Here is a 26,075-nt window from a genome sequence, read left to right as displayed (position 1 = left end):
TCTTTGATTACCAAGAATATTCAAGACGATTCTGGCCAAGGGCCCGGAACTACAGACATAATAGGGCCTATATGAAGTTGCACCCGGCTGAAATCGCCAAAGAAATTAGGGCCTTTTCTTTCTTCAAGTCTTTTGCGGATGATCTGCTTTTGCAGACTTCGGCCATGGTTCACTGCGAGTCATTCGCGGCGGGGTCCTTCATTCTTCAAGAGGGCAAACAAAACAGCTCTCTGTTCTTTTTGAGATCCGGAAAAGTTGAAATTTCCCTGGCTTCTGAGGTGATTGCCACCCTGGAAACCCCGGGTGAAGTGTTCGGTGAAATGAGTGTGATCACGTCCAATCCAACATCGACCACGGTCAAGGCTTTGTCGGCGGTGGAATGTTTTGTGATCCGTTCTGAGGATTTCGGCCATGTTCATCCCAAGGACAAGGACCGTTTTAAGGCCTTGTTATTCCAGATTTACTGCAATGTCCTCACAGAACGTCTTATGAAAACCAACGAAAAAGCGCGCCTCTTTGAGATCCTGAATCGCGAGCTTCACGAAGCTCAGCAAAAAATCCAAAAAGTGGGTGGCCGCGTTCTGTTGGTCGAGCCGGAAAAAAAGCAACAGCTTCCGATCCGCATGGCATTGGGGGGCACCGGAGTTCAGTTGGATATTGCCGACAGCTCCGATGGTGCGCGCGAATTCCTGCGCGACAACCAGTATGACGTTGTTTTGTGTGAAGAGGGCTGCGTGGATGTCCTTAAAGAGGTCCACGAAGGCAAAAAGACACCTTATTCTATTCTGCTGACCAGTAAAGATGTTCAGGGCAACCTGCGCATTCTGGAAGGCAATCGTTATGTGGATCATATCATTTCCCGGGACGCCGAAGACCGCAACGCGACCATTCGCTATGTTTTGACGGCGCTGGGAAAGCTTCTGAACAAGGATCTTTTCGGCATCGAAAAGTATCTGACCTGGGGTGTGGAAGTTCAAAGAAAAGTTGTTTCCAACTCCACCCAGCGGGAATCCCTTCGTGAGGATCTGTACGGCTACTTCAAAAAGATGGGGGTTCGTTCCACCATTTTGGACCGTGTGAACACGGTGGTTGAAGAAATGCTGATGAATGCGATCTATGATGCACCGGTGGATTCAACCGGCAAATCCATTTTCAATCATGTGTCCCGTAAAGAGGAAATTCAACTGGACACCCACCAGCAGTCCCAGCTTCGTTACGCCAGTGACGGGGTTTATCTGGCCGTGGGGGTGAAGGATCCGTTCGGTTCTTTGACCAAGGATATCATCATCGATTATCTGCTCAGTTGTTACAATGGCTCGGCGGGAAGCATGAATGCCAATAAAGGTGGCGCGGGGCGCGGCCTTCATCAGATCATCGAAAATGCGGATTTGACTGTGTTCAACGTAAAAAAAGGCGTCTGCACGGAAGTGATCTGCATGTTCAATGTTGACGGCCAGAAGCGTGAAGCCCAGCCGTCATTCCATTATTTCTTTGTATAAGTGATCAGTCCCAGCAACATCTGTCCCAGAAGCACGCAAGGCACTGTGGGCAGGTTTGTGGATAATAGCGAGATCATGAAACCCAAGGCCGTTCCGCCCAGAGAAATCACCAGCATTCTAATCAGATAACTTTGCAGATTGCGGCTGCGTGAGGCGGTGAAGCTGGTTGCTATGAACAGGGACCCGATGGTGAAAAGATAGCCCATGCTTTGAATCGCCATTGTCGTCAGTAGCAGTGTACCCACGTCAAAAATGCGGTTTTGCCAGGTGCGGTGAATGTAGCTGTGATTGACCATCTGAAAAGAAGCCAAAGACAACGATCTCCAGAACTTCAGAGCAAAGAATCCAAACAGCATGGCCGCCAGCAGACAAAGTTGTGCTCCTGTGTCGCTCATCACCGCCAGATCACCGAAGTAAGATGCGGCAATATGACTTTCCAAAGCAGGCGTCAGATAGCTGATCAAGTAGGTCAATGACAGGAAGAACACGAACAGGGTCAGATAAATATGATTGCGATCTGACTTGGTCTGAATCAGCTGATCCATCAACAACAAAGTCACCCAGCCCAGGGACAATCCGGCGGCCAGGCTGATGCCATGAAAGTCCGTGCCCAGCAGGATATTGATCACCAGCCCCAGGACAATACCCAAAGAGGCCCCTTGTCCCAGAACGAAGATCTGCGCACTTTTTTCCCGGGCACTCCACTGGGATCCGATCAATGCCAGAACCGCCGCCATCAGGATCGAAGACGGCAGGGACCATTTGTAAATTTGCAGCAGTTCAATAAAGGATGTCATCGGATCTCCAGCACACGAACTCGGTTCCATTCGGCCGTCAAAGCGCGATGGGACACCAGTATCAAAGAACTCTGTGGATTTTCTTTCAGGTAAGAACCCAGAGCTTCCTCCAGCTGCAGGGTTGATTCAGAATCGACGTGATTAAACGGTTCATCCAGAATCAGCAGGCGCGGTTTTTTCGCAAGCACGGCAGAAAGAAGGATTTTCTGTCTTTCGCCGCCACTGGCAGTATTCCACTTCTTATCCAGATCCATATTCTTTAACAATGGATGCGATCCTTCGCCATCACCCAGCAGATCACGCAACGTCAGCGGCAGATGAAAATGCAGCGTGCCCAGTTGAGGCAGATACTGGATGTCTTTTTGCGGAATTGAAAAATGAAAAAGGCCATCGAAGTATTTATGCAGACCCAGCAGGGTCTTGAGCAGCGTGCTTTTCCCTGCGCCATTTTCTCCGCGCAGAAAAAGCACCTCGCCCTCATTCAGTTCCAGGTTCACCACCGGTGAAAGGGCAAGGCCTTCAGAGCTTCGAACCTGCAAATCACGGGCGGAAAGCAAAGAACTCATTTTACAGACCCCACCAGCAGTTCCTGCAGTTTCGCAATGGAATTGGCATCGCCTTTGGCTGGCACATAGGAAGGCACAACCACCACGGGAACACCGGACAGCTCCTGGAAACGCTCCAAAGTTTTATGCGGCGCTGAGGCGGTCGCAAAAAGCACAGTCACTTTATTGTCCTTGGCAAGTTTGGCGGCCTGAGCAATGCGCGCTGCGGACGGAGGCATTCCCGGTTTTTCTTCCAAAGAACCCGCAGACTCAAGGCCATAAGCATTGAAGAAATAAGTGAATTCCTTGTGGTACTCCATCACTTTGGTTTTCTTCACGGTTTTGGCCAGACGCTCTTGCAGGCGGGTCATCTCGGCTTTGAAGGCATCATAATTTTTCTCGAACACCGCACTTTCCTGAGGCAGCGCCACCGACAGCACTCGAACCACTTCGCGGCCGGCTTCGGCCATTTTCAAAGGGCTTAAAGTGAAGTGTGGATTCCCGTGCGCGTGCACATCACCCAAGGAGCGGTTGATAACGCCGGTCGGGACATCCAGAGGTTTGATGCTGTTACCAAGAATACAGGAACCCGTCCCGCCATCTTGAATTTTTGCATTTCCTGATTTGGAAAGAACTTTCGGAAGCCAGCCGACTTCCAGTTCCAGCCCCATGGAGCAGACGATGTCGGCACGATTTACTTTCAAAATATAGTCAGGACGGGCTTCGGCAAAATGCGCATCTTCAGAACCGGACAGCAGGCTTTGCACTTCCACCTGATCCTGTCCGATGGCGCGCACCACTTCGGCGATATCGGGCAAAGTGGTGACCACTCTGATTTTGGCCTGGGCCGAAGCACTGAACACGAACAGAACGGACAGCAAAAATTTATTCATGACAGGCTCCTAGAATGAATGGGCCGGGTGGGCACCCAAAATCGCCACCCACTGCAGTTCAATTTTCTGGCTGATGGTGTCGGATTCGCCCTGATAAGTTTGATTATCATAGGTGTATGCCACGCGCAGCAAAGAGAACTCGCTGTTTTTAAAAGTCAAAGTCGGGACAAATCCATAATCCAGATTTTTTTGTCGGGAGCCATCACTGATAAAGCTGCGCGACAGATCCGAGAACAGATCCACACGAAGACCCAGCAACAGCCTTTCTGACAAGGACATCTGCGGATAGAAGTAAGCCCCGATGTCTTCCTGAGTGTCTGCCCCGGGACCGCTTAAGTTGCGGTACCAGATTTCAGACTGGAACAAAAAGCTCAGCGTTTTGCCTTCCATTTTTTTAAATACAAAGTCCAATCCGTACAGCTGGGTTTTGGTTTCGGCGGCATCCGTGCGGCCGAGATAGTTCATGCCCCACTGAAGGGCACCGGCCTCACCAAAATCGACGAAGTTCACCGGGTGGATATAGTGAGTGGGCACCTGCGGTTTTTCACCTTCATCGTGGCTGTGGCCGTAAGTGTAGCCATTGGTCACACCCAGGGTGATGTCCCAATAGCTGTCTGTGGGAAGCAGAGTTGAAAACTCGGCACCCGTGTCAGCGATGCCTTCTTCATCAAAAAATTCAGCCTGAACACGGGGAGCCGAAACAAACGCCCAGTCGTGCTGGTGGAACTGATTCAGTCGACCCACGCCCAAAAAGAACTTTCCGACGCGGAAGCGGGAATTAGGAATCACTTTGCTGGAGCCCACATAGGCTTCGTGGACTTCGGCCATGAATTCGCCTTCTTCATTGTGAGCTGCAAAGTTCAAGTAAGCATCAAAGGTCGGATCCAGCGGTCCAAAGAACATCAATTCGGCAGCCCGGATATCGAGTTTGTTTTCTGCAGAATCCTCGAAGTTTAGCTGTGCCACCAGATCCAGAGCTGCCGCGGATTGCATGTTCTGCAGAACCTGGGCTGAAGCTGTCGTCACGGTGGTGGAAATCAAAGCGGCAGTCAGAATCAGTTTTTTCATCAGTGTCCATCCTGTGGGGAAGAAAGTCGTGCATTCAAAAGTTGAGCGTTCGTGGCGGTGAAGCCCCAGGCCCGGCCGGAACCATTTCCGGGAGCGGCATCATAGTTCAGATCCAGGCTGTCTTCTGCACTGTTATAAACGGTGTTCGTGTGGTCCATATCAGGTGCTTTGGCTCCATTCCAGATCAGCACGTGGGCGGGACGCTCATTGTTGTGAATATCCAGGTTGAAAGTCAAAGTGCCTGACGCATCAACGGCAGCAAACAAAGAACTCCAATCCTGCACATTCCCTTGAGCATCGGCATGCACCTGCAGGGTGGTTCCGGTGCGTGTGAACGTCACGGTGAATCCACTTTGCAGGTTGGAACTTGCAAACGTGTGCAGGCTCAAAGATCCCCCATCATTCAGGGTGAAGGTGACCTCAAAGTTCGCACCCGAAGAGACCTCCGAAATGCCTTCAGTCATCAGACCCTTGCCCGCACCCAGGTCGTAATAAGAGGAGTCGCCCACCTGAAGTGCTTTGCTGAGGTTGTTTTTGTCGGGGTTGTGGCCGCCACCACAGGCTGCCAGCGTCAGGCAGAATAAAACAGCGAAAAGCGTTTTCATGGACTACTCCTGATAGCGGGGTTCGTTCGGGCCCGGGTTTCTGCTGCGGTGGCAGTCAAAATGATCGCCGTGCACGTGACACATAAAATGAGACTTCACTTCACCTGCTCCGGCATCGTGAGTCAGTGTTGCCCAGATATTGCCGCCAGTCTGCCACATTTTCACATTCGTGATTTGGGACAAAGGCGCAATTTTTCTGGAGAAGATGTCGGCGGAATAAGTCAAAGAAGCGGTGAATTCATCAACGCCAAAACTGACGTCATTGGCTGGGGTGTCGATCACGCCCAAATCAGCGGAATCATGACAGTGAGCTTCCTGCGCATCACCGTGAGCATGCAAATGGCAGTCATAACCCACCACACGGGCCGTGCCGGAGTTATCCATATAGGTCAGTTTCACTGCGGCTTCATCATCTGCTTTGAAAGTTTGAAAGCCGACAAGTTTTCCGATGTTTCCGGTTTCAAAAAGTTCCAAAGCGGCCACCGATGCCAAGGTCACCGGAGACTGGTTCAGAATGGTGTTGCCATGATCGTGATCGTGTTCATGGGCAAAAGCAGATACAGGCAGGGCCAGCAAAATAGAGAGGATGAATTTCATGGGTACTCCTTGGATTCTTTTGCTTTTAACAAGGCCACTTTCTAATTGCAAGATATTTGCATTTAAACCACAAAGCTGAAGTGAAGTTGGGTTTGGAAAGCTGTAAGCCCTTGAAATTACGACATAAGGGGCAGCGAATCGTTGCATATCAAAGTCTGCGGTTGCACCCCCGGGGGGCACAAGCTACAAGGGGCGCATGCCAGGACTGATTCGTTTTCGTTGGATCGCTATTGTCTCTTTGTTGCTTGGAACCATTCCACTTTTGAAGTGGGGCTATTTGGACAAGCGGCATTTCCCATACATCATTGCGGTTCTGACTTTGTTGGCCATTTTGAATGTTCTGGCTCACAGCATCTGGCCCAAACAAGAGGACTATGGGCAAAAACAAGTGCTGGTTCACCTGTGGGTGGATTTGCTGGCGGCCTCGGGTTTGTTGTTCGTAAGTGGTTCCGCTGACAATCCGTTCGTCAGCATTTTGTGTATTCACTCGTTCCTGGGCGGGATGCTTTTGCGCAAGAAAGCTTCTTACGTTTTTGGAGCGTCCGTATTGCTGTTGCTGACACTGTTGCAATATGAAACCTGGCTGGATTCGCAAAAAACCGTGGGTATTGATTTTTCAGAACTGTCTTTGCGTTTTCTTTCCCAGTGGGTGTTGATCACGGCCAGCTGGTTTGTCAGTCATTATTTTTCAAGTCTGCTGGCGCGTAAAGAAAAGCGCATTCGTCTTTTGCAGGATCGTCAGCATCAGGCCGACCGCCTGAAAGCGTTGGGTGCCTTGACGGCAGGGTTCTCTCACCAGTTGGCGACGCCGATGAATTCCCTGAAGCTTCGTATGGAGCGTGGCTTGCGTAAACTGCCTGATGAAAGTTCCGGCGCCCGTGAAGAATTTGAAAAAGCTCAAAGCTCACTGGATGAGTGCGTTCGTGTATTCCAGCACATGGCATCGGTCTTTTCGCGTTCGTCACAAAGTGAACTTCAGCGCGTGGAGCTTCCCGTGCTGGTGAAGGATTTGATCGGCGTCTGGGAAAAAGAAAATCCCGGCATCGTGGTGGAATCCCATCTGACGATTGATTCTTTGTGGTGCCGTCTGCAAACACTGGCTTTTTCCCAGACATTGTTTGATCTTTTGGACAACGCTTTGGAAGCTTCGCCTGCGCAAAGTCCACTTTACGTGCGCCTGTTTCAGGAAGACACCTGGGCGGTGCTGGAAGTGGTCGACAAGGGCTCTGGAATTTCGGCAGAGATTTTGTCCCGTTTGGGTGAACCCTTTGTGACCGGTAAAGAAGCCGGCAACGGACTGGGGATTTATTCTGCGCAGATGATGGCTCAGGCCAGTGGCGGGGATTTTGTGATCACCAATAACGTCAGCGGCAAGGGCGTTACGTCCCGCATCCGTCTGCCTTTGGAGGAAAAATAATGGAACAACACGGAAAACGACTTTTGCTGGTGGAAGACGACCAGGGTTTGCGTGAAGTGTTGACCGAAGAACTTCAGGAACGCGGCTTTCAGGTAAAGGCCTATGCTGATATGCCATCAGTGGCCGAGCTTTCAGAAATCGACTGGGCGCTTTTGGATTTGCGTGTGGGCAGTGAAAACGGACTGGAGCTTTTAAAGGATCTTAAAACCCGCCATCCGCAAGTCAAAGTCGTGATGATGAGTGGCTTTGGCAGTGTGGCTTCCGCAGTGAAGGCCATGCAGCTGGGCGCACACAACTTTATCGCCAAGCCAGTGACTGTAGAGATGATTCTGAGAGCCTTCAGCGATCAGGCTGAAAACATGGAGCTGCCGGAGGAAGAGATTTCCCTGGCGCGCATGGAGCGTGAATACATCGACTATGTCCTGCAAAGTTCGGAAGGCAATATCACCCAGGCCGCCAAAAAGCTGGGTCTGCACCGCCAGAGCCTGCAGCGCAAACTGCGCAAGAACATTCCCCGCAAATAGCACAAATAAAAAAGGCGCCTATGTGGCGCCTTCTTCTTTTTCCTTATTCTTCTTATTTTCCAGGAACATCAACAGCAGAAGCAGGGCGACGCCGCCCACGATCGCCATGTCGGCGATGTTGAAGGCTGGCCAGCTCCAGCGGTTGTACAGATGGAAATCCAGGAAGTCGATCACGTAACGGAAGCGCACGCGGTCGATGTAGTTCCCGATAGCACCACCAAAGATGCTGGACAGAGCGATGATCTGTTTTGTGTCGTCATCTTTCACTCCACGCAGGATGCCCAGAATGATCAGCAATGCGATCGGCGGCATGGACAGGAAGAAGATCTCACGGAAAGAGGGATGGCTTTCAGCCAGGAATCCAAACGCTGCACCGAAGTTTCTAACATAAGTCAGATTGAAGAAGTTCGGAATTACGATAACGGATTCACCCAGGTGGAAGTGCGTGTGAACGTACACTTTTACCAGTTGGTCCATGGCCACAAGAAGGCCGGAAATAAGCACTAACCAAATGTATTTTTTCTTCATGCGGGGGAGTATAGCCTAGTTTAAATAAGATATTAAATGATTTCGTTGAGATATGGCTTACTTCAGAAGTCCCTTGGATCGGCTGTAGCCGATCTTGATCAGCATTCTGAGGGCTTCCAGATCCGAACTCAGGTTGAACTCGTCTTTGACTTCCTGAATCATGGCTTTGGAGCCACAATCAAGCATATCAAGGGTTTCAGGGGTGCGGGAGGTCGTCGTCAAAGTCTTTTCGGTGTAGGAAACCTGAGTTTGCGTCGTCGGTGCCGGTGGCATCGTCATCACAGGCTGAACCGGTGGCAGCACCTGCTGTTGCATCTGAGGGACGTGCTGAACGTGTTGAACTTGATGAACTGGCTGCTGAGGCGCCATCATCGGTTGAGCCTGAACAGCGGCTGCTGCGGCGGCTTGTACGACAACGGAGCTAGCCTGAGGAGCGCGATCCAATTCGCCCATCATGCCGGCCAGACTTTTCAGTTCATTTTTGAAGTTCTGGATGCTGGGTCTTTCCAGGGAGTGTTCACCATCACGGGTGGCCTTCAGATACAGGCTGACCAGAATGTCCGGAGTCGTTGCCATTTCCTTGATAGAGCTATTCTGCACCATAAGCCATTGATAGGCTTTGAGCATCGTCTCTTTCGTGTAAGCCTGTGGTGGCAACGGATTCATGGTCATTAACTAAAAATCTCCGGGAGTGAGGGACTGAAACTACAGAGTTCGTAAGATTGAGTCAATGCAGAGACCTCACTATTTCCAAACAATTCAATGCTTAAAAAATATGCATCTCTAGATAGGGGACATTTAAGGTGATTACAAAACTAGAGGCGACGCAGAAAGAGCTCTTTTATGAAAAACTTTTTCTTGATTTGCCGGAAGAGATTTTATTGGTGACTCCCGAAACCCTTGTGGTTCCGGGAGTTCCAGCAGCTAAGGACATTAAGTAGTTTCGTGTTTCTTCCAGTATCCGGTGGCTTTCACCCAGTCCGGATTGGCGCCGCGAACAGTTTCTACCAGCTCTTTGAGCTCTTTGGATGTTTGCAGTTCGGTGGCGATCCAGCAGAAATAATCACCATGCGGAAGCAGGGCCTTCAGCACAGATTCTTTCAGTTTTGCAGCGGTTCCCGGTGGGTGATTTTCACGCAATACCCAGTGAGTTGTTACAAGCGCTTGCGATTCAAAGTCGCGTTTTTCCGATTCACTTCCGATTTCAACCACGACCACGGCTTCGGCATTGGCCGGCAGTTCGCTCAGACGGCGTGCAAAAGACGGAATTGCACATTCATCACCGATCAAAAGGTACCAGTCAAAGTCATAAGGAACGACGGTGGACCCGCGAGGGCCGCCAACACCCAGATAGCTGCCGATTTGGGCCGTGCGCGCCCAGTCCGCCGCGGGCCCCTTTTCGTGCAGGAAGAATTCCAGATCCAGCTCTTTGGTGGCGTTATCATAACGGCGTGGAGTGTAGTCACGCATGATCGGCTTTTCGCCTTCCGGGAAGACCGGTCCCTGAGGACCAAGTTCTGGAACCACCGGCATTTTTTCACCGGGCTTTGGGAAGAAGACTTTGACGTGATCATCAGGGGACGCGCTGTAAAAATCAGCGAGGTCTTCACCTGTCAAAGTGATGCGCCTCATGCGCGGGGAAAGGTCAGTGATGGATTTGACCTGCAGCAGTCGGAACTTAAGATTGTGGCGAACTGACTGAGGTTGTCTGTATGTGTTTTCCATTCGAGGAACCTCCAATATCTTAGATCTAGGAGGCAGGTTGATTGGGCGCAACCGCTTTTCGTTCAGCTCGATTGTACTCACTCACTTTATCATCGAGTTTGCGATTTGAAATTACGGAGTGCTAAGAGCGGTGTCCGATGAAAATAAACTGAGAAAACGAGTGGCACAAAAAAGAACTGCCGGGAGGTCCCGGCAGTTCGTCACAGCACAAATAGAAAATCAGCTTCGGAACTAGTTTGAATAGTCTTTGGCGATGATGCCGTACTTTTCGATTTTTCTGAGAAGAGTCTTCTTTGGAATGTTCGCATGCAATGCTGTCTGATTGATGCGTCCGCGGAAGGTTTTCAGAGCCTTGATAATAAATTCTTTCTCGAAAGCTTCTTTCTGGGCGTTGAAATCCAGATTTTCACCAGAGTAAGCGATCATTTCACCGTCTTCTTCGTCCAGGTCCATGCCGCCAACATCGCTGTCCTCGTCATCACCCAAAGAAGCGTGTGCCTGAGCTGCAGAGCTGATGCCCGCAGACGCCACGTTCTGAGCGGTTTCCTGAACCGGAGGAACGTCGATCAGGTTTGTGCCAGTCGCGATCAACAAAGCTTCCGGCAAAGAAGCAATCGTGATGATGTTGGACATTTCCAGAACGAAAGCGTGTTCGATCACGTTTTCCAGTTCACGGATGTTTCCTGGCCAGCTGTGTTTTTTCAAAACCGCCATGGCGTCCGGTGCAATGCCGTTGATGCGTTTGCCATGGGCCTGGTTGAACTTGCGGATAAAGATGTTCACCATATGTTCCATGTCGTCTTTGCGTTCAGCCAAAGCCGGCAGGAATATAGGTACGACATTCAGGCGATAGAATAGATCCTCACGAAAGGTGCCGGCCTTGATCATGTCCTCCAAAGGACGGTTGGTCGCAGCGATGATACGCACGTTCGTTGGGAATTCACGGTTGGAACCCACTGGCGTGAACAGTTTTTCCTGAAGGACACGCAGGATTTTCACCTGCATCAGCTGAGGCATGTCGCCCACTTCATCCAGGAACAAAGTGCCGCCTTCAGCGAATTGGAATTTACCAATCTTGCGCTGGTCAGCGCCGGTGAAAGAGCCTTTTTCGTGACCGAACAATTCTGATTCAAACAGATTTTCCGGGATGGCAGAGCAGTTGATCGCCACGAACTTTTCGTCTTTGCGGGCCGAGTTGAAGTGGATGGCTTTCGCCACCAGTTCTTTACCCGTACCGGAAGCACCACGGATTAGAACCGGGGTTTCCACTTTCGCCAGACGGTGGATGATGTTGAACACCTTCTGCATCTGGGATGTGTGGCCGATGATCTTGCGGCCTTCTTCCACCATCACGGGGGCAGAGGCTGCGATATTGGAAATAAGATTGTGGGCGTTCACGGCTTTGTCGATCAAAGCCAGCAGATCATCACCCGCCACTGGTTTCTGCAGATAGTTGTAAGCGCCGTCTTTGACTGCCTGAATGGCAGACTCAAAGGTCGCGTGGGCGGTCATGATGATCACGATGATGCCTGGATCGAATTCTTTGATCTGGCGAAGGGCTTCAAGGCCGTTCATGCGAGGCATGTCGACATCAAGCAGAACAAGGTCGTACTTCTTGTCGCCGTTTTTCACTTTCTCCATGGCATTCACGCCATCGAAAGCTTCATCAACTTCGAAGCGCTGAGTAACCGCAAGTGCGGACTTTACCGAAAGTCTTAAGCCCTGATCATCGTCTACAACCAAAACCTTAAGCATGAGTGCCCCCTTGTTCGATGGGTAGTTCTACCGTAAATGTGGAACCATTACCATGGGAAGATTCTACAAAAATGTTTCCGTGATGTAATTCCGTGAAGTATTTCGCCAGATACAGGCCCAACCCCGAACCCTTGATAGGGGAGGATTTGACGTTTTTCGATCTGAAGAACTTCATAAAGATATTCTGCAATTCATCCTGCGGGATGCCCGGCCCCTGGTCGGCCACCTGAACGATCACCTTGGAGGGTGTTTCCTCGCTGCTGACCATGATTTTCGTGTCTTCCGGGCTGTATTTGATGGCGTTTTCCACCAGGTTCGAGAACACCTGTTTCATCAGTTCAGGGTCGACCTGAACCGGGAACATGGGCTCCAGTTCCGACACGATCTGAATGCGTTTCACCCTGGCCAGAAACTCGTGCTTGCGAATAACCTCTTGCAGAAGGTTATTGATGTCCTTGCTTTGCATGTTCAGCTGCACGCCCTGGCTTTCGATTTTACCGTAGCTTAAGATGGCGTTGATGAACTTCAATAAATCATCTGAGGAATGTTTGATAGTGTCCACGGCCTCGCGCTGCTGGTTGCTGAGGGCCACCGAGTCGGTCAAAATCACGTCTGTCATGCCCTGGATGCGTGCAATCGGTGTTTTCAGGTCATGGGACATCATGGAAATGAAGTTGGTTTTAAGTTCTTCCACCTGACTGAGCAGCTTGTTCTTCTGATAGTATTCCCAGCTGCGGCGGTTTTCGACGATCAGGCGGTAAGGGATGAAGAAATAATAACACAGGAAGATCGTCAATAGTGGGGCGGCCATTGGCAGCCACAGTCCGAAGCCCCAGTAAGCGCCCGCACACAGAACAACAAACCCCAACAGGGTTGCGCCCAGAACGATCAGACCGCGTGTTGGTTTCATCGTCAGCACGACCTGAGTGGTCAGAATAGACGCCGCCAAAATGAACAACCAGCTTAAATAGCCAGAGACTTTCACCGGGCCGGAGTTCTTGATCAATGTGTCGATGACGTTGGCCTGCATTTCAATGCGGGTCATGGCCGTCACTTCACGGCTGAAAGGAGTCATGATGTATTCAGCTTCGTTCAAGCCCAGATCCGTCCCGATCAGAATGATCTTGTCCTTGAAGCGGGACAAATCAGCCTCGCCTTTAAGAATAGATTCAAATGAAGTCGCTGGATAAGAGCGCGCCGGATGGAAATCAATGTAGGCTTGATCGGTGCCATAGAAATCAAACTGACCGCGGATGTTTTCCACCTGCATGGTCTGCGGATTCACCAGACTTGCCAGACGTACAGGCAGCATCGGGCGGTCCTGATAGGTCAGGATCATACGGCGGGTGACGCCGTCTTTGGCAAAGTTCACAAGGTCGGTGGTTTTGGGTGCCGGAGAAATGGAGATCTGCTCCAAAGGCTCCTGCAGGAACATCTGGTTTTCTTCACCCTTCATGGGAGTTGTGCGACCGGCGACAAAGACGTGCGGGGAAGAAACAATGGCGGATTCCCACGCGTTCTTTTCGTCAGTCGTTCCAGGAACCTCGTCAAAGGCAAAGTCATAGGCGATGGCTTTGGCGCCGCTGTTGTTCAGGGCCTTCAAAAGGGCGATCTGTTCCGTGGCGGAAGGATAACCTTTATAGAACTGAACAGTCTGTGGAGTGATATAGATCAGCTCGACATTGCCGGAGGTGGAGTTGATGACTTTCGTGCGAACGCGCAGATCGTAAAGATAGGACTCAAGATAATCCAGGTTGGTCTGGCCGATGAAAAAAGAAATCCCCACTGCGAACAACATTCGCAGCGCAAGCGCCTGGTAGGAGCGTCTTTTGGAGGCTCCGGAATTCTCTTCAAGGGAGGGAGGAAGAGTCATACAACCTGTCTTTAAAGTTTAATCAATTCTGATTAGCGAACCGGGATGCAGCCTTCGCCAGTACCGCCGCCAGGACCGGCCAGCTTGGTAGTGGATGAAGGTTTGGGCTTCAGAGGTTTGATTTTTTTGATATGTGTTTGCTGTGTCATAGTTTCCTCTAGCAGGTGGCCCTGCTTAATTTATAGTACATAAAAGTGGTTCCAATCAAGCTGCGCGTGCGGAAGCAGAACTGACCGTCCTTTTGGTGCTTGCTGCCCGTGCCTTTCTTGTGGATGAACATGCAGCCGCCACCGCACAGGAATCGCGCCCAGCAGCTTTGGCAGTTGTTTTTTTCAATCAATGGCGCCTGTTCGGCCTCCATGCGGGCAAAGTCAACGTCTGTGCCTTGTCCGACTTGTTCTTCCTTGTTCCCCACTTCCCATGGGCAGGTGAACAGGTTGTTTTTGGCGTCCATCACCAGGAAGGATTTGCCAGAGCCGCAGAAGTTTTCCGTCTGCTGCTGATTGTCCAGAGCATTGAAGTACTGGTCGAAGATGCCCACTTTGCGAAGCTCTTCCTCGCCGCCGGCTTTGTAAGCCATGTCAGCGATCTGATTCATCTGATCGACGAACAGCTTGTTGCTTGCGTCGTCGTTTTCTTCCACGGAATAGGTGAATTCATAGCGATCGGCATTCAGAGTTTTGTAGAACTCATACGCTTTCACCAGTTCCAGGTTTTCGCGGTTGAAAACACCGTGCAAAGTCAAACGCCCCAGGGATTCACGAACGGCAGAAAGCTGCTTCAGGCCTTCAACGACCAAAGAAGTGCTGCCGCGACCGTCTTTGGAAGGGCGGGCCTTGTCGTTGGTTTCTGCCGGGCCGTCCAGGCTGACAGTGATGTTGGTTTTTAGCGAAGTCAGCACCTTCAGGGTCTTTTCATTGATCAAGGTGCCGTTGGTCACAATCGAAAAGGAAGCCTGAACATTCTGACCCGCGGTCATCAGGCGAACATAGTTGCCGATCTCTTGAATGCCATCCGGATACAATAATGGTTCGCCACCCAGGAAGGTGATGTTGAATCTGCCACCGGTAGGAACACGCTCCAGGAAGAACTTCAATTGCGGCAAAGTTTTTTCAACGTTGATTTTGGTTTGTGCGGAGCCATAAGTGCCGTCACCACCAGCGGCGCAGTACGTGCATTTCAAGTTGCAGATCTGGGTCACGTTGATGGTCAGGCTGCGAATGCCGACAGAGAGGCGACCGGATTTGACGTCAGGGCTGTTTTCCAGCTCCCAGTTTTTCAGCGCCACGGCGGCATCGTCAGCACCCAAGGATTCCTGGCTCATCTGGTTCCAGGTGTCTTCAGAGATCTCGGCGATTTCCAGATTGCGGGCGTGGAAAGCCAAGGGAGCTCCCTGGTTCCATTTGAATGCCACAATGTCTTTAAATCGTCTTTGTTCCATCGTCCTTGGATGATGCAATAAGCGTTCCACAATGAGACACAACAAGGCATTAAATTAATTAAGTAATTTCATATACTTAGGAATGCATAGGGTGGTGTATTTTTGTCCTCTTTCGAAGGAGCTGGGGGCAAAAGGAAACTATTTCAGGGGGTGTCTAAAAGGTCCCTGGGTTTCTTGGCTGGCGGCAAAGACGAGGAAACTCATAAGCTGAGCTCTGTTTGTCGAAGGAAACTCATGCTTTTCCGAGTGGAAAGTTTCATATTCTCAGATCTGCTCGGTATGGAACCAGAATACGGAAAAAAGGGGATTTTCAGAGGAAAAATCCTCCAGCGGGACTCTAAGGGTTCCGATAAACTCTGTATGGTATTGCATATCCTGTACGTCCTTGCGGCGATATTCATTTTCACGGGTTGTTCCCTTGATGCTAATCTTGAGGATCTGACCAGCCGTAATCAGTTGTTCATCGTTTTGGATGAAAGCAACAAGGCCATTAATTCCTCCAATATTCGTTCTTACGCTATCAAGGGTTCGTGTCAGCATGTGGGTGAACCTGTGCAGATCACGCTGGAAGGGCGTGGCACTTATGAAGGCATTTGTGATGCCTCTAAAACTTTTGAGGTTGTGCTGGATCTGGACGGACTGAGCGAGGGCGAGATCCAAATGACGGTTTCACAAAATGAAACTGAATTGAAAAGAACCTCTCTTGATACAAAAACAGTTCTTGTGGATCTGACTCCGCCGACAGTGACAGTAAACGCACCGGACAATGCTGACAACTATCCGGCGTCTTCACTGCGTGCGAACTATCCGATCACCGGGGCCTGTTCGGATGCTCTGAATCTGGTGAAGGTTGTGACGTCCCTGCCATCGGAACATTTCCTGGTGTGCTCGGCTTTGCATCAGTGGGAGCTGCGCATGGATCTTTCCGCCCAGACGGCAAGTTCCATTGATTTCTACATTCAGCATTTCGATACGGCAGGAAATATCTCTGAAACCAAATCTGTGACGATTCGTTATCCGCAGTGGCAGAAGATCAGTCCGGATGTGACTTCTACCGGTTATCCGGCGGTTCGTCAGATCGCGCAATACGGGGATTCCGGTCGGGTGCTGTTGTCGTCACCTTTGCGCAACGATGACATGGTGGATTTGGGTCTTGTGAACTTTGATGGCACAGGTTTGACACGAATCAATCCGATGTCCGGGCAGTGGGGCTTGGATCAGACCTCCGCGATCACGCCTGTTCCCAAGCACAGCCGTGCTCTTTATGTGCGATTCACAATTGGACGTGTGCAATTGAAAGAGCTGCATTCTGTGAAAATCGACGGCAGCGGTGATCGTGTGTTGATGGGTCCAACTTCGGTCAATCCCACCGGGGGTGTTACTACTTATGCTCTGACGCCGGATCAGAACACGGTCATTGCCATCGGAGACGTGGGGCCGACAGACAATGAATTTAATTTGTATGCAATCAATGTTTTAACTGGGGCGCAGACGAAACTGAATGGCGCGATGGTGGCTGGCGGAGACGTGCGCGAATTTAGAATATCGCCGGATGGATCGACAGTTGTGTTCCGCATGGACAAGGACATTGATGAAGCGATCAACTTGTATGCTGTGAATGTGAATGGCACGAACCTGCGTCGTCTGGGGCCTGCAATGGCAACCAACGAGGCGGTGCAGTCAGACTATATCATCAGCGCGGACAGCAAATGGGTCGTCTATCGCGAAAACAAAACTTTCAATAATGTTGGTATGGCTCTTGGTGCGGTATCGTTGGTGACTGGTGAAGTGATTGACGTTTCGGCGACGTCATTTAATGGAGTGTCGGCGATGGCTGAAATCAGTCCGAACTCCCGCTATGTGGCCTACCGAATTGATCGTGGGATGGCGACATGCCTGGAGATGTGGGTCTATGACCTGCAGGCTCGAACAGACAACCGGGTGACTGTGCCTTGTACCGCTACCACAATGGATGTCGGATCCTTTGTCTGGTCGCCGGATTCCTCCAAAATCGCTTTCACCCAAGCCATCAGTTCTTATCGCTTTGATCTGCATATTGCCAACCCGGATGGAACTGGATTGCTACGCCTATCAACGACAACGGTCGTGCGAAATGGGGGACACCAGGGGATTGAGAAAAATACGATCAACTTCACCGGCAACGGGCAAAAAATTATCTGGCAGGCCGACGTAAGTGGGATCTCGCCGCCGGCGGTGGGAGAGATGAAATATGATTTGCTTGCCATAAATGCCGATGGCAGCGGAACGCCGGTTTTATTGACCCCACAGGCGCAAGCCTCAGTGGTGCGAAACTATCCGGTGCTGGAAGTCAGTCCTTCTGGGGACCGTGTCGCCTATATCGCTGATCTGGAAGTTGATGGAAAATACGAAATGTATATTTCAGCCGTGGACGGCAGTTCCAATCGCAGGTTGAGCCCGGTGATCAGCAATCTTGATGGTGATGTGCTGACGGGCAACCTGCAGTACTTCTTCGATTGGGATCGCAGCACAGTGATGATGCTCGCTGACGACAATATTGAAGCCGTTAACGGTCTGTACCGGGCGAGCTTGAATCTTGCGGTCAGTTCCTCCGTGAAAATCAATATGCCGCTGATTCGCTCCGGGGATTATTTCTTTGTGCCTCCACCTGCTAGCGGAACCAAAGTTGCTTTCCGGGGAAATCCTGAGGTGGATGCAGAAATGCACCTTTATGCCTCAGACCCGAATGGCAGCAACTTGGTGCGTGTGACTAAGGCCTATCCTGCAGGGGGCGGTAAACTGACGACCTTTGCATTTACAGATGATGGAACCAAGATTATCTATTTGGCAGATCAGGACACTTCTGGTTTGCAGGAACTATATGTGGGTAACAGCAATGGAGCGGCACCTGTTAAAGTGAGCGTTCCGATCACCAATCCGAACGGTGCGATTACGGCCTTTAAGTTCAATGAAGCGACTCAGAAGCTTTATTATATTGGTGACATCACCGTGGACACGATTCCTGAAATACACCGGGTGAATCTGGATGGAACAGGTGCGGTGAAAATCACGCCGGACTTTGCTCATCCAGTGATTTATACGGACTGGGATGTGGCGCCTGATGGCAGTTACATCGTGGTTCGCTGGGACTATGACATTGATGCAAAGTGGGAAATCGGCAAAGTGGCCGTGGATGGAAGCGGCACCGTGACTCGCATTAACAGCGTGATTGCTGCTGGTTACGATCTGGCAAGTTTTGTGATTTCCCCGGATTCGCAGTGGGTGTGTTACTGGGGTATCACTTCTGTTAGTGGTGTTTACGATGTGAAAGTCGCATCAGCTGCCAATCCCGCCGGGGTGAACTATATGGCTGCACAAGGGGTGGACCCCACTCGCATGGGTTCTGGTTGCAGATTCTCTGAGGATTCCGAGTACGCTGTCATCCCGGGGGACTTTGTGACCAACGGACGCACATCACTTAAAACTTTCCGCCTTTCTGATCAGGTTCAGTTCGATATCAACCCAGGTCTTCCGGCGACTTCGCACACGTCTTTGTATCAGACGCTGACGGAAGGGGCGAACAAACGCCTGATCACACTGAGTGAGTCCTCGCCGGACATCTATGAGCTGTACAGTATGAACCTGGATGGCTCGGATATTCGAAAAATCAGTCAGAATCCGATTGCCGGTGGTCAGGTGAATGCCAACAACGGGACATCCGTGAAGTTCCTGAATGATGCCAACAAAACCATTGTGTACACCGGTTTGATCGAAACCGTGGGCAAATGGGATCTCTTTGCGGTGAAGTGGGACGGGACGGAAAGTCGCAAGCTTGTCACACTGAACTCCTTTGCGGATATCTATGACACCTTTGTGTCAGAGTTGGCGGATCGTGTGTTCTTCCGGGCGGATAATGACAAGGACGGTGTCTTAAGCCTTTATTCAGTCAAAGGTGATGGCACGGGTCTGAAGAATCACATGCCGGGTCTGCAGGGGAATACCGGGGTCTGGAACAGTGTGATGGCGACCTCCAACCGGGTTCTGTTCTCCAGTGATGCCTACAACTCCCAAGTGCTGGAAGTCTTTGTGGATTCATTCTAAAAAAAATCCCGGATTGCTGGGCAACCCGGGATCTTAAATTTCATCTCGATTAAATAATTACATCAGCGGAGCTGGTTTGGTGTGAGTGCGGTACTCACCGGCATCATCCGAGAACAGGCGCAGGTCGAAGCTGCGGTTGTGGATGATGTTCTGGATGTACATCAGGGAGCGGTACAGGCTTTCTTCAGCAAAAGTGCCGAAGCTGTACTGGATCGGTGTAGTGCCTTTTGCAGACAACACCATCTCATAGCGCATCAGCTGGTGCTGGGAAGTCTCTGGAACCAGGGACATCAGGAAGCCCACGCCGCGTTCTCTCCAGATGCCGATCTCCTGCAAGTCTTCAAACGCCTCGAAGCGTTTTTCAACGGTTGTCGCTGGATTGATGATGATCTGCAGGCGGTCCGCAATGCGTTTGATGTCGCCTGTGAATGCCGCCATCCAGTTGCCGATCGCACCTTTAGGTGGAATCAGGACGCCAATAATTGGAGTGGAGCGAGGGCGGCTTTTTGTCGCGATGTAGGCTTTGAACTTTGCAACAAAAGCTTCATTCGTCATATATGGCAGGTAAGCCAGTGCATCCGGATTGAAGAAGACTTCCTGTTTGAAGTAGCCATTCACGATCTTGCCATTTTCAAAGGACCACAGGTGCCAAGGGATTTTGCTGTATTCCTTCGGACCAATGGTTTCCTGGACGATCTTCTGGATTTCGCGGAAGTCGCGTGAAGAAACGTCACGCATTTTCATTTCGTTGCTGGAAGTCAGGGTCACGAAACGCTGAGGCGCCCACTTGTTGTTTGAAGTGAACAGCAAGTTGGATGTCGCCAGAGTTTCTTCACCAAACAGACCAAACAGGATTTTGGACTTTTTGTATTTGGAGAAAGTATCCAGCAGGAAGTGTCTTTCCTGGTCTTTTTTGTCGAAGGAAAGAACTTTGTTTTCACCATAAGCGCGACCGGCTTCAAATTTCAGCAGGCTCAAAGAGAACTTGGTCTTTGCATCACGGTAAATACCTTCAGAGGAGCCTTTGAACACGCGGTCGATACGGCGCTGTTGTGCCGGCACCTGGGCGTCTTCCAAAGTGATCGCTTCAACATCGGTCAGGTCTGCCAATAGCTGGTTTTGCAGGTCATTGCGGGACGCCAGTGGATTCAGGATTTTAACATCCTTGAACATCACTTTATTCTGCATCAAACCGTCGTAGGCCTGAGCTGCCTGCGCGTTGTCCAGGTCAAACACGTAATCAAGCATGATCACGTCTTTTTTGCCCAAACCGGCGCTGGCTTTCAATGGCACGAAGTTCAGCCATTTTTCGATGCGGTTGTCGATCAGGTTCACACCCAGTACTTCCAGGTCTTCCACCTCTACACCGGCATTGGCGCCCACGCCTTCGCCGCGAACGGCGATCAGTTTCACGCGCATTTTATTGTCAGCCATACGGAACAGGTGAACCATGAAGTTGCCGGACAGGTAAGCGTGTGTGGAAGCACCGGCTTCGAAGGAGCCCTTCAGGGTGTCGTAGCCCAATGACAAAATCAGGCTGATTTTGCCTTCGAACGCCACGAAGTCGCCAGGCACCAGACGGGTGATGGCTTTTTCTGCCGTCAAAGGCAGGTTTCTCATTGTGTAGGGTAAAGTCAGCAAAGAGTCTTTTTGGCTTTTGAACTGACGGGCAAAGATAATTTCAGTGCCTTTGTTGATGCCGAAGCTGACCGGGCTGTCCATATCGTTGATCAGGTCACCGATATCCACGCCGAAATCCATGATGTATTTGTCGATGCGAGTGTAGTATCCGTCAACATAGGACGGTTCGGATTCAATTTTGTAGCGCAGGGAAGTGGAGATGCCGTCGATAATATCTGCATTCACCAGGGTCAGGCTGCCGCTGATTTCCTGTTTCGCCACTTGTTTTTTGATTTTTTCCCAGGCATTGGCAGGTTTAAGAACTTCCCACCCTGCTTGGGCCGGGGAAGTGATCATCAGTGAAAGGGCTGCGGCCAAAGCGGCAGTCAGAACACGTTTTTTGAGCATCATAAGCTCTCCTCTTCATACATCCATGAATTAATTTGCGGTCATTTGCGCCGCCCCGGGAGTTCCGTAACTTCGGGGGACGTTACAACCCGGCAAGAGTGGTAGTAAAGAATCTTTCAAAACACAAAGCAAAAACTCTATTGGGCCAAATTACCGGTAAATACCGCTTAGCAGTAGAAAGTATTTGGCGGTACAGCCCCGGCGATGATGTGATGACAGAATGAAGATCAAATACATCCTCAAGGGTCAGGAATATGAAGTCGAAGCCGAGTCTGGACGCACGCTTTTGGATGTGGCTTTGATTGCCCGATTGAACCCGCCTTACTCGTGTATGGAGGGGAATTGCGGAACCTGCGAAGCTTTGATCGAAGAGGGCCTTACTTCGGAAAATAAAGAGGTAAGTCGAGTTGTTCGTACCTGTCAGGCTGTACCATCGTCTGAATTTGTGATTGTGAATTACGACAAAAGCCCGACCCAATAATATGTAGATTGATTCGTGTTTCTAAACAGTACATTCTGTTCCATATATGTCGCTTACGATAAAATTTTGGGGGGTTAGGGGCTCTCTGCCGTCCGCACCTCCACCCACGGATTGGACTTATCATGTGGAAGGAGTTCTTAGAAACTTCTTCTCGGCCGGTTATCGCGATCCGTCCCAGATTTCCCGCTATATTCAAAGTTTGGAAGTACCCCAGGTGGGTGGCTATGGAGCTGCGACAACTTGCGTGGAAATTCAAAGCCCCAAAGGTCAGTTGATCCTTGATGGCGGCAGCGGCATTCGCAATTTAAGTGAGCGTATCATGACCGGCACCACGGGCCGTGGCAAAGGTCCTTTCCATATCTTTATGACCCATTTCCATTGGGATCATGTGATTGGTCTGCCCTTCTTTACTCCGAATTTTATCCCGGGCTGCGAAGTCCATTACTATGCTGTGCAGCCTGAACTGGAAAAGCTGATCCGTGGGATCTTCCAGCGTCCGTATTTCCCGGTTCCGTTTGAAGCTTTGAAAGCCAAAATTCACTTCCATGTTATGGAACCCCGCAAGCCTTATCAGCTGGAGGACATGACCATCACCCCCTACAAGCTGGATCATCCGGATCCGTGCTGGGGCCTGAAAGTGGAGTGTGGCGGTAAGGCTTACGCTCACTGTGTGGATACTGAGGGCACTCGTATCACCCGCGAAGAGCTGGGTGAAGACCTGCCGCTGTATCAAAACGTGAACCTGATGTACTTCGATGCGCAATACACGCTGCCGGAGCTGGCGGAAAAAGCCAATTGGGGCCACAGTGCCGCGCAAGTCGGGCTGGATATCGCCATTCGTGAGGGCATTCAAAAAGTTTTGTTTGCCCACCATGATCCGGGCGCGCGCATCGAACACGTGCAAGAGCTAAAACGCCAGACGAAGGAATACTTTGAATCCCGTCAGCGTTTTGCCTCGGCAAACCAGAACTCTTTGCCGCCGGTCGAATGGGACTTTGCCCACGAAGGCCTGGAAATCGTACTGTAAAGAAAAAGGCGGGGTTAACCCGCCTTTGCTATTTTTTCCAGCTGTGCTGTTTTTTCATTCAGATTTTCAATCAGATTCTTTTTCTGCTTTAAATCCATACAGCCCAAGACCTCGATAATAAGCTTCTGCAGTTGTTGTTTGTATTCGTTGAAGGCCGTTTGATATTCGGGCAGATCCATGGCGGCGGGGTTGTCGTAATAGGTTTTTAAAAACTCTCTCTTTGCTTCGGGGGTGGTCATTTGCTGCAGGTAGAGGGACAGGATGTGGGCTTTGTTACGCGCCTTCAGTTCGCCGGGAAAGGGTGATGAATCCAGGTGGGCTTCGATCATCTTTTTCTGCTGTGCCGTCAGCGAGCCCAGAAACATTTCAAAGTGGTCGGTGTACTTGTTGCGCATTTCCTTGCGGTACTTGGAGGTCTGATGAAACTTGTTCAGATCGTCCTGGGTTTTCTTTGCAAATTCCCGGGCGAAGGCGGTGAGCTGCCGGGGCTGGGTTGAGGCAATAAACCTTCCGGCCGTATCAGCGAAGCGCGCGTTGATTTGCTCAACGTCTTTCAGGAACAGATCGAAATAGAAACTGGTGCGGGAGGCGTTGAGGGCGCCTTTTTGCACCTCTTGTTGCAGCCCTTTCAAGCGCGCGATCCACTGAGGCAGAACAGCGCTTTTGATTTCCCCCAGATCCTTTTGCACGCCGTCTTTCAGGTGCCGGCTTTGCGAGCTTGAGATATCAAAATAGTCATCCACCTTTGAGGCGATATAGGTGTCGGCCCACTTGAATGCAAATCCAAAGTGATTGCAACCTGTCAGAATAAAAGCTCCGGCACACAGAACAACACAAAGAAATCTATTCATTCGTCAATTCTATCAGACGAAGGCGTGTTCTCCGCTCTGGGAGCGGTTTTCAGATCAAAGGTCGGGGGATTTTTCCTTGTCAAATACGAGTTCCACTTGAGTTGGATCACCCTCTTTGTAAGCGTTCAAGGCCTCGAGAGTCTTCTGATCCAGCATCACTTTTTCGGTGTTCTCCGGCCAAGGGAAATCGTCGGCGGGGAATCGGGTGCCAATCTTTTTCATTACTTGAGTCCATACCGGTACAGCACCATTGGAACCCGTCAGTTTGTGCGGCAGATTGTTGTCGTAACCCACCCACACAACCGTGGTCAGATACGGCGTGAAACCCGCGAACCATGCGTCTTTGTTGTCGCTGGTGGTGCCGGTTTTTCCTGCTGCCGGGTTGAAGAAGCCATTCATAGTGATCGAGCGGGCAGTTCCTGATAAAATGGTTTGTTTCATCATGCTGACCAGACTTGCCACCGCCGCAGGATCCACAGTCGGTACTGGACGGGGATCGTGCACGAAGACTTCGACATTGTCTGAATTCAGTGCGCGTCTGATAAACGACAGAGATGGTCTTTGTCCCATCGCTGCCAGAGTCATATAGCTTTGCAAAACTTCTTTTGGATACATTTCAAATGCGCCCAAAGTCATTGCCGGGAAGGATTTAAGATGCGAGGTCACACCCATTTCGTGGGTCACATCAATGATGTTCCCCAGGCCCACCGCAAGCCCCAAAGAGGCGGTGGCGGCATTCAGTGAATTTTTCAGCGCATAAAACATCGGCACGGTGCCAAAGTATTTTTTGCCATAGTTGTCCGGGGACCAGGCTTGGCCCTCGTATTTATAAGTGAACTTTTCATCATTCAACAAAGTCACCGGAGTGTAGGGTTCACCCGATTCAGTTTTGTTCAGCAGGGCAGTCAGGAACACGAAGGGCTTCATGATCGAGCCGATCTGGCGGTGTCCGTCAATAGCGCGATTGAACTGTGTCATCCGGAAGTTACGACCCCCAACCACCACGCTGACAAGCCCCGTCTGATTGTTGCCGACAAGAACGGTGCCCTCCAAAGAATGACCTTTGGCTTTGAGGTTTGAAATGTGTTTGTTGTTTTTTTCCAGATTTTCCAAATGGCCGCGCAAGGCATCCTGTGCGGTTTCCTGAGCTTCCAGATCAAGGCCGGTATAGATCTTTAATCCATCAGGGCTGAGTCCTTGAGCTGTCAGCTGTTTACGAACGGCATCCAGATAGTAGGGCGCGGTTTCTGAGGCGATGGTGCGTGGGGCTCCAGGAAGGGGCTGGCGGTCGGCTTCGTCGAATTGGGCTTGAGAAATATAGTTCAGGCCCTTCATTTTGGTGAGTACCAAGTTGCGTCGGCGCTCGGCATTTTCAGGTTTCTTAAATGGATTGTAAAGGCCCGGGCTGTTCACAATCGCCGCCATCAGCGCGCATTCGCTGATGTTCAGATCGGTCAGCTCTTTGCCAAAGTAGTAACGGGCAGCAGCGCCGTAACCACGCACCTGGAAGGCTCCGTTTTGTCCCAGATAGATGACGTTCAGATAAGTTTCCAGAATCTGGTCTTTGCTGAAGCGGGACTCCAGTAGCACGGACATGATGAACTCCTGGTACTTTCGTTTCAGGGTTCTTTCACTGGTCAGGAAGTAGTTTTTCACCAGCTGCTGAGTGATGGTGCTGCCCCCTTGGGCTCGGCGACCGGAAGTGACGTTTTTTACCAGAGCACGGAAGATGCCTTTGAAGCTGACTCCGCCATGTTCCAGGAACTGGGCGTCTTCGATGGACATCACGGCGTTGGAACACATCGGTGGGACCTCACCCAGGGTGACGGTTTTCTGCATGAGGGGTTCGTTGCCGATATATTGAGCAAGAAGGGGAGCTTCGCTGACGGCTTCCTGCACCTCCTCAAAAGGTGCCCCTTTGAAGATGCGGGAAATCAAACGGTCTTTCTGCACCACCAGAACTTGAATCGAGCTGTCCACGTCCTGGGTGCGGGTGTCTTGAGTGACCCACCCGATGCAGGCGTCCTGGTTTTCGTCCAAACCAACCTGCAGACGGGCCGCGCACTGTTCACGTGTGGCAATAAAGTAATCTCCCGAGAGCAGTCGTTGATCGAACTCGCGACGGCGATAGTTCTGACGCAGAAGCTGTTTTTCGATATCTGAAATCTGAATCTGACTGTGCGTCTGGAATGTTGGTGGAGCTGCGTAAAACTCAGTCGGAACGATGAACTTTTTCGACTCCAGTTTGGCAGTCAGCTCTTTCTCTAGTGCAAAGTAGGAGTAAGCTCCAATGCCAAGCCCGCAGATGATTACAAGCGTCAGAAGGATTGTAAAAGCCAAT

Annotated in this window: 22 protein-coding genes; 7 read left to right on the top strand and 15 right to left on the bottom strand. The window is 50.8% G+C overall.

Annotated elements, in window-relative coordinates:
- Positions 1-71 precede the first annotated feature (71 nt).
- A complete protein-coding gene (locus tag BD_RS15435) occupies positions 72-1,499 on the top strand; it encodes a cyclic nucleotide-binding domain-containing protein (RefSeq protein ID WP_011165714.1) in 1,428 nt (475 codons plus the stop codon).
- Here BD_RS15435 and BD_RS15430 read toward each other — a convergent pair.
- The 6 genes from BD_RS15430 to BD_RS15405 are packed head-to-tail and all read right to left on the bottom strand — an operon-like array spanning position 1,484 to position 6,004.
- Entirely contained in the window at positions 1,484-2,296 is an 813-nt protein-coding gene (locus BD_RS15430) for an ABC transporter permease family protein (protein WP_011165713.1), read from the bottom strand. The two genes, BD_RS15435 and BD_RS15430, sit on opposite strands and share 16 nt — an antisense overlap.
- Positions 2,293-2,862, bottom strand: a complete 570-nt coding sequence (locus tag BD_RS15425) for an ATP-binding cassette domain-containing protein (RefSeq protein ID WP_011165712.1) — start codon at positions 2,860-2,862, stop codon at positions 2,293-2,295. Before BD_RS15425 ends, BD_RS15430 begins: the two co-directional genes overlap by 4 nt.
- The gene (locus BD_RS15420; protein ID WP_011165711.1) at positions 2,859-3,734 is read right to left on the bottom strand and encodes a metal ABC transporter substrate-binding protein; all 876 of its coding nucleotides are present in this window, start codon (positions 3,732-3,734) and stop codon (positions 2,859-2,861) included. The genes BD_RS15425 and BD_RS15420 overlap by 4 nt, the downstream gene beginning before the upstream one ends.
- Before the next feature lie 9 nt (positions 3,735-3,743).
- Entirely contained in the window at positions 3,744-4,802 is a 1,059-nt protein-coding gene (locus tag BD_RS15415) for an outer membrane beta-barrel protein (protein ID WP_011165710.1), read from the bottom strand.
- A complete protein-coding gene (locus BD_RS15410) occupies positions 4,802-5,407 on the bottom strand; it encodes a hypothetical protein (protein WP_011165709.1) in 606 nt (201 codons plus the stop codon). The genes BD_RS15415 and BD_RS15410 overlap by 1 nt, the downstream gene beginning before the upstream one ends.
- Before the next feature lie 3 nt (positions 5,408-5,410).
- Positions 5,411-6,004 carry a hypothetical protein gene (locus BD_RS15405; protein ID WP_157865725.1) on the bottom strand — a complete coding sequence of 198 codons (594 nt, stop codon included), beginning with the start codon at positions 6,002-6,004 and terminating at the stop codon, positions 5,411-5,413.
- A gap of 145 nt (positions 6,005-6,149) precedes the next feature.
- On the opposite strand from BD_RS15405, the gene BD_RS15400 reads away from it, so the two are divergent.
- Both BD_RS15400 and BD_RS15395 read left to right on the top strand, forming a co-directional pair.
- Positions 6,150-7,421: an ATP-binding protein gene (locus BD_RS15400; RefSeq protein ID WP_436628885.1), complete on the top strand. Its 1,272-nt coding sequence runs from the start codon at positions 6,150-6,152 to the stop codon at positions 7,419-7,421.
- Positions 7,421-7,945, top strand: coding sequence for a response regulator transcription factor (locus BD_RS15395; protein WP_011165706.1), 525 nt, complete (start codon positions 7,421-7,423; stop codon positions 7,943-7,945). The genes BD_RS15400 and BD_RS15395 overlap by 1 nt, the downstream gene beginning before the upstream one ends.
- Before the next feature lie 18 nt (positions 7,946-7,963).
- Here the strand turns inward: BD_RS15395 and lspA are convergent, their stop codons facing one another.
- Positions 7,964-8,473 carry a signal peptidase II gene (gene lspA, locus BD_RS15390; RefSeq protein ID WP_011165705.1) on the bottom strand — a complete coding sequence of 170 codons (510 nt, stop codon included), beginning with the start codon at positions 8,471-8,473 and terminating at the stop codon, positions 7,964-7,966.
- A gap of 57 nt (positions 8,474-8,530) precedes the next feature.
- On the bottom strand, positions 8,531-9,145 hold the full coding sequence (locus BD_RS15385) for a hypothetical protein (protein ID WP_011165704.1): 615 nt from the start codon (positions 9,143-9,145) through the stop codon (positions 8,531-8,533).
- Between the two features lie 131 nt (positions 9,146-9,276).
- On the opposite strand from BD_RS15385, the gene BD_RS18205 reads away from it, so the two are divergent.
- Entirely contained in the window at positions 9,277-9,414 is a 138-nt protein-coding gene (locus tag BD_RS18205; protein ID WP_011165703.1) for a hypothetical protein, read from the top strand.
- Here BD_RS18205 and BD_RS15380 read toward each other — a convergent pair.
- The 4 genes from BD_RS15380 to BD_RS15365 all read right to left on the bottom strand — a co-directional run bounded on the left by BD_RS15380 (position 9,407) and on the right by BD_RS15365 (position 15,267).
- A complete protein-coding gene (locus BD_RS15380) occupies positions 9,407-10,198 on the bottom strand; it encodes a siderophore-interacting protein (RefSeq protein ID WP_011165702.1) in 792 nt (263 codons plus the stop codon). The genes BD_RS18205 and BD_RS15380 overlap by 8 nt on opposite strands.
- A gap of 231 nt (positions 10,199-10,429) precedes the next feature.
- Positions 10,430-11,953 (bottom strand): sigma-54-dependent transcriptional regulator, encoded by a 1,524-nt coding sequence (locus tag BD_RS15375; RefSeq protein WP_038448487.1) that lies wholly within the window; start codon positions 11,951-11,953, stop codon positions 10,430-10,432.
- Positions 11,946-13,751: an ATP-binding protein gene (locus tag BD_RS15370; RefSeq protein ID WP_157865724.1), complete on the bottom strand. Its 1,806-nt coding sequence runs from the start codon at positions 13,749-13,751 to the stop codon at positions 11,946-11,948. The genes BD_RS15375 and BD_RS15370 overlap by 8 nt, the downstream gene beginning before the upstream one ends.
- 232 nt (positions 13,752-13,983) lie before the next feature.
- Positions 13,984-15,267, bottom strand: a complete 1,284-nt coding sequence (locus BD_RS15365; RefSeq protein WP_011165698.1) for a radical SAM/SPASM domain-containing protein — start codon at positions 15,265-15,267, stop codon at positions 13,984-13,986.
- A gap of 360 nt (positions 15,268-15,627) precedes the next feature.
- On the opposite strand from BD_RS15365, the gene BD_RS15360 reads away from it, so the two are divergent.
- Positions 15,628-19,347, top strand: a complete 3,720-nt coding sequence (locus BD_RS15360) for a TolB protein (protein ID WP_041583775.1) — start codon at positions 15,628-15,630, stop codon at positions 19,345-19,347.
- Positions 19,348-19,404: 57 nt separating this feature from the next.
- Here the strand turns inward: BD_RS15360 and BD_RS15355 are convergent, their stop codons facing one another.
- Positions 19,405-21,378, bottom strand: a complete 1,974-nt coding sequence (locus BD_RS15355) for a hypothetical protein (protein ID WP_011165696.1) — start codon at positions 21,376-21,378, stop codon at positions 19,405-19,407.
- A 217-nt stretch (positions 21,379-21,595) separates the two neighbouring features.
- Here BD_RS15355 and BD_RS15350 point away from each other — a divergent pair, with 217 nt between their 5' ends.
- Together BD_RS15350 and BD_RS15345 are read left to right on the top strand one after the other, a co-directional pair.
- Positions 21,596-21,856, top strand: a complete 261-nt coding sequence (locus tag BD_RS15350) for a 2Fe-2S iron-sulfur cluster binding domain-containing protein (RefSeq protein WP_048349790.1) — start codon at positions 21,596-21,598, stop codon at positions 21,854-21,856.
- 124 nt (positions 21,857-21,980) lie between these two features.
- Positions 21,981-22,883, top strand: coding sequence for an MBL fold metallo-hydrolase (locus BD_RS15345; protein ID WP_226988052.1), 903 nt, complete (start codon positions 21,981-21,983; stop codon positions 22,881-22,883).
- Between the two features lie 14 nt (positions 22,884-22,897).
- Here the strand turns inward: BD_RS15345 and BD_RS15340 are convergent, their stop codons facing one another.
- Together BD_RS15340 and BD_RS15335 are read right to left on the bottom strand one after the other, a co-directional pair.
- On the bottom strand, positions 22,898-23,734 hold the full coding sequence (locus BD_RS15340; RefSeq protein WP_011165694.1) for a DUF6279 family lipoprotein: 837 nt from the start codon (positions 23,732-23,734) through the stop codon (positions 22,898-22,900).
- Positions 23,735-23,788: 54 nt separating this feature from the next.
- Positions 23,789-26,074, bottom strand: a complete 2,286-nt coding sequence (locus BD_RS15335; RefSeq protein WP_041583625.1) for a transglycosylase domain-containing protein — start codon at positions 26,072-26,074, stop codon at positions 23,789-23,791.
- Position 26,075 lies beyond the last annotated feature (1 nt).

Source organism: Bdellovibrio bacteriovorus HD100 (assembly GCF_000196175.1).
GTDB lineage: Bacteria > Bdellovibrionota > Bdellovibrionia > Bdellovibrionales > Bdellovibrionaceae > Bdellovibrio > Bdellovibrio bacteriovorus.
Note: the sequence above shows the minus strand (reverse complement) of the source record. Positions and strands in the feature narration are given on the sequence as shown.